This is a genomic window from Microbacterium sp. Bi128 (assembly GCF_918698205.1).
The window spans coordinates 1-4,350 of the sequence record NZ_CAKKMM010000367.1 but is presented as its reverse complement, the minus strand read 5'-3'; the positions used below and the strand labels follow the sequence as shown (position 1 = coordinate 4,350).

The window sequence follows — 4,350 nt, the reverse complement described above, 5'->3', positions numbered from 1 at the left end:
CCCTGCGGCAGGGTCCGGATGCCGTGGTCGACCAGGTCGTGATGGACGAGTTCCACTACTACGGCGAACCCGATCGAGGATGGGCGTGGCAGGTGCCGCTGCTCCTCTTGCCGCGGGCGCAGTTCATCCTGATGTCGGCGACGCTCGGCGATGTCACCGGTATCGCCGACGACCTCTCGCGCCGCACCGGCCGGCCCACCGCCCGGGTCACCGGCGTCGAAAGGCCCGTGCCCCTGCACTTCGAGTACGCCCGGACTCCCATCCACGAGACCGTGCAAGAGCTCCTCGACACCCGCCAGGCGCCGGTGTACGTGGTGCATTTCTCTCAGGCAGCGGCGATGGAGCGCGCGCAAGCGCTGTCGTCGATCCGCATCATCGGCCGCGAGCAGCGCGACGAGATCGCCGAGGCCATCGGCGGCTTCCGCTTCACCACCGGCTTCGGCAAGACCCTGTCGCGCTACGTGCGCGCCGGGATCGGCGTGCACCACGCGGGGATGCTGCCGCGGTACCGGCGCCTGGTCGAGACGCTCGCGCAGCGCGGGCTCTTGCGCGTCATCTGCGGTACCGACACCCTCGGGGTCGGCATCAACGTCCCGATCCGGACCGTGCTGATGACGGCGCTGACCAAGTACGACGGCACGCGCATGCGCCAGCTCTCGGCGCGAGAGTTCCACCAGATCGCCGGGCGCGCGGGCCGCGCCGGCTACGACACCGCTGGCACCGTCGTCGTCATGGCGCCCGACCATGAGATCGAGAACGCCGCGCAGATCCTCAAGGCCGGAGACGACCTCAAGAAGCAGAAGAAGATCGTGCGGAAGAAAGCGCCGCAGGGCTTCGTCAACTGGACCGAACAGAGCTACGACCGCCTCGTCGCCGCGGAGCCCGAGCCGCTCCAGCCCCAGATGAAGCTCACCGCCGCGATGCTCATCAACGTCATCGCCCGCGGCGGCGACGTCTTCGAAAACGTGCGGTCGCTGGTGTTCGACAATCACGAACCGCAGGCCCGGAAGTACGAGCTCGCCCGCCGCGCGCTCGCGATCTTCCGCACCCTGGTGCAGGCCGGCGTGGTGGAGGCGGAGGTGAATGGCATCCGACTCACCGTCGAGCTGCAGCCGAACTTCGCGCTCAACCAGCCGCTGTCGCCGTTCGCGCTCGCGGCGATCGAGATGCTCGACCCCGAGGTGGAGCTGGGACGGGGACCGGATGCCGCGCCCCCGGCGTCGTCGGTCGGCACCGGGCACTACGCTCTCGATGTCGTCAGCGTCATCGAGGCGACGCTCGACGATCCGCGGCCGGTGCTCTCGCAGCAGCAGTTCCGCGCGCGCGGTGAGGCCGTCGCGGCGATGAAGCGCGAGGGCATCGAGTACGACGAGCGCATGGAGCTGCTCGAGGAGATCACGTGGCCCAAGCCCCTCGACGCGTTGCTCGCGCAGGCGTACGAGGTGTTCGCGTCGAGCCAGCCGTGGATCCGCGACTTCGAGCTGTCGCCCAAGTCGGTCGTGCGCGACATGTTCGAGCGGGCACTGTCGTTCGGGGAGTTCGTCTCGCTTTACCAGCTCGCCCGCAGCGAAGGCCTCGTCTTGCGCTACCTCAGCGACGCCTACCGGGCCATCCGCCAGACCGTACCCGTCGATGCGCAGACCCCTGACCTGCTCGATCTCATCGAGTGGCTCGGCGAACTCGTGCGACAGGTGGACTCGAGCCTCGTCGACGAGTGGGAGCAGCTCATCAACCCCGCCGATGACCCGACCGCGCCCGTGGTGCCCCCGGCGCCGCCGTCGATCCTCACCAACCGCCGCGCGTTCGTCGTGCTCGTACGCAACGAGATGTTCCGGCGCGTGCAGCTCGCGGCCCTGCAGCGCGACGACGAACTCGTCGAACTCGACCCCGACGTGGATTGGCCCGCCGCGCTGGACGCCTATTTCGACGAGCACGACACGATCGGCACGGGCGGTGCGGCGCGCTCGTCGGCGTACGTCGACATCGACGAGTCGGCCGCGGCTGAGGGCGTCTGGCGCGTCGAGCAGACGATCGACGACCCCGCGGGCGATCACGACTGGCGCATCCGTGCCGAGGTCGATCTCGCCGCGTCCGAGGAAGAGGGGACGGCGGTCGTGCGGGTCACCGAGGTGTTGCGGATCTGACGGTTCCTCCCCGGCGAGCGTGGGGGTGAAGTTGTCCACCGCACGCCGAGAGGCGCTGGCGCGCGTACCGAGGGCGTCCGTAAAGTCGATGCCACCCCGCCCGGAAGGACCGACCGTGACCCTCGATACCGCTCAGGCCCTCATTGCACTCGCCGCGTTCTTCCTCACCTTCGCGGCGGCGATCCTGAGCGGAATGAAGTGGATGCTCGATCGGGTCGAGCGTCGCACGGAGCGGCAGTTCGCGCAGGTCGACCACCGGTTCGAGCAGGTCGACCGCCAGTTCGAACAAGTCGACCGTCGATTCGCGCAGGTCGATCACCGGTTCGAGCAGATGGATCAGCGATTCGACCGGATCGAGTCCCGCATGGAGCGCGCCGAGACGCGGATGGACCGCGCGGATGCACGGTTCGACGAGCGAATGGCGCGCATCGACGCCCGCGAACGGCAGATCGACGAGCGCCTCCTCACCATCGACGCCAACATCGTCGGAATCACGGCGAACATCGCCGATATCAAGGCCTCCATCGCCCGGCTCGAAGGCCCGCGTCCGCCGCTCGTCCTTCCCGGGCGCTGACCGGGCCGGCGTCCGGAGCCCCGAACGGACGCGGGACGTCGGACGGGTGGCTCACCGAGTCGGCTCAACCGCACGAGCGCGCCGCGCCCGGGGCAGCACCCGTCGCAGCGCGAGACCGGCCGCGGCGACCACCACCGTGACGACCAGCGAGGGCAGGGTCAGCTCCGGGAGCGAGAGCGCGGAGAAGAACACGGTGACGCCGTAGTCGGCCATCCCGGGGAGGTCACGGGCGAGCACGCGCGTGCCCGCGGCGGACGCGAGCGCCGTGCTCAGGGCGGGGACCACCCACACGAGCAGGAGCCCGACCACCGCTGCGGCCGCGCGCCCGACGGTGTCGACCCCCGTCCAGGCGACCACGACGCCGACGAGTACCGGGCCGAGGTGGACGGTCAGGGGGAGGATGGCGGAGAACGGAGAGCCGTACGCGAACGGCAGCGTCAGCCACGCGCCGATCCACATGCCCCCGGTCATCGCGCCGATCGCGAGGGCGACTCCGGCGCCTGCGCGGGGCGCGGCGGCCAGCAGGAACGCGGAGACCAGGGAGACGACGAGAGCGAGGATCGCGACGGCGGTGACCATGAGCAGGTACACCGTCGACTCCACGCGCTCCTGCAGCACGCTCGCCGTCACGAGTGCGGTCTCGATGATCGCGACGACCTGGACCAACGCGAGCCCGCCGACCGTCGCGACCCCTCGCATGACACCGGGGCGCGACCGCAGGGCGCGGGCTGCGATTCCCGCGGCGACACCGCCCATCACCAGGAGCACGATGATCGTCGTGATCTCGTACTGGCTGAAGGGAAGGAGCACGAACGGTCCCACCCGCGACGCATCGCCGGTCTCCTCGAGGTTCTGGAGGGGGAGGAACGGGCCGGTCGTGAGCCAGGGCAGTAGACCCGCCACCGCACCCATCGCCCCGATCAAGAGGAACCACGAGGCTCCTCGTCGTGCTCGGACGTCGTCGACCTGACTGTTCGACATGGATCCCCCCGGTTCCCGTCGGCGTCCGCCGACGCCATCGAGCGTCCCACATCCCGAGCGGTCGCGGAGGCGCCGCTCGGCGCGGCGCGCGCCGGACCCCGCGACGACCGACGGATGCCGAGGCCCTGAGGCCCCGGCATCCGGTGTGTTCTCCGCCGCGGTTACTTGCGGGCGACGCGGTTCTCGGCGCTGACCATCCACGACAGCTGCTCGAGACGCTCGAGGATCGAGTGCAGGATGTCGGCGCTGGTGGGGTCCTCGTCGTCGACCCCGTCGTGCACGTCGCGGACGGTGCCGACGACAGCGTCGATGCGCTCGGTGATGAGGTCGATGACCTCGGCGGTGTCGATCTCGCCCTGGGGGAACTCCGGCAGGGTCGTCGTCTCGGCGATCGTGTCGCTGCGGCCGTCGGGCAGGGCGTGCAGCGCGCGCATGCGCTCGGCGACGGTGTCGCTGAACTCGCGCGCCGCCTCGATGATCTCGTCGAGCTGGAGGTGGGTGTCGCGGAAGTTCTTGCCGACGACGTTCCAGTGGGCCTGCTTGCCCTGGATCGACAGCTCGATCAGGTCGATCAGCACGGCCTGCAGCGCGTCGGTGAGCTTCTCGGACGCCTGGAAGCCCTTCTCGGCGTTCTGCTCGTCAGTGGTCTCG

Annotated in this window: 4 protein-coding genes; 2 read left to right on the top strand and 2 right to left on the bottom strand. The window is 69.9% G+C overall.

Annotated features, from left to right (window positions below; all coding sequences use genetic code 11):
- Both LQV45_RS19125 and LQV45_RS19120 read left to right on the top strand, forming a co-directional pair.
- Positions 1-2,144 (top strand): DEAD/DEAH box helicase (locus LQV45_RS19125; protein ID WP_230008375.1); only part of this gene is annotated, 2,144 nt, incomplete at its 5' end.
- Between the two features lie 115 nt (positions 2,145-2,259).
- Positions 2,260-2,718 (top strand): hypothetical protein, encoded by a 459-nt coding sequence (locus LQV45_RS19120; protein WP_230008374.1) that lies wholly within the window; start codon positions 2,260-2,262, stop codon positions 2,716-2,718.
- Between the two features lie 51 nt (positions 2,719-2,769).
- On the opposite strand, the gene LQV45_RS19115 is transcribed toward LQV45_RS19120, so the two are convergent.
- Together LQV45_RS19115 and LQV45_RS19110 are read right to left on the bottom strand one after the other, a co-directional pair.
- Positions 2,770-3,699 (bottom strand): hypothetical protein, encoded by a 930-nt coding sequence (locus LQV45_RS19115; protein ID WP_230008373.1) that lies wholly within the window; start codon positions 3,697-3,699, stop codon positions 2,770-2,772.
- Positions 3,700-3,860: 161 nt separating this feature from the next.
- A partial coding sequence (locus LQV45_RS19110) for a Dps family protein (protein ID WP_230008372.1) occupies positions 3,861-4,350 on the bottom strand: 490 nt, incomplete at its 5' end.

Coding starts and splice junctions, on each gene's coding strand:
- LQV45_RS19115 (WP_230008373.1), bottom strand. CDS start 3,699: ATGTCGAACAGTCAGGTCGACGACGTCCGAGCACGACGAGGAGCCTCG.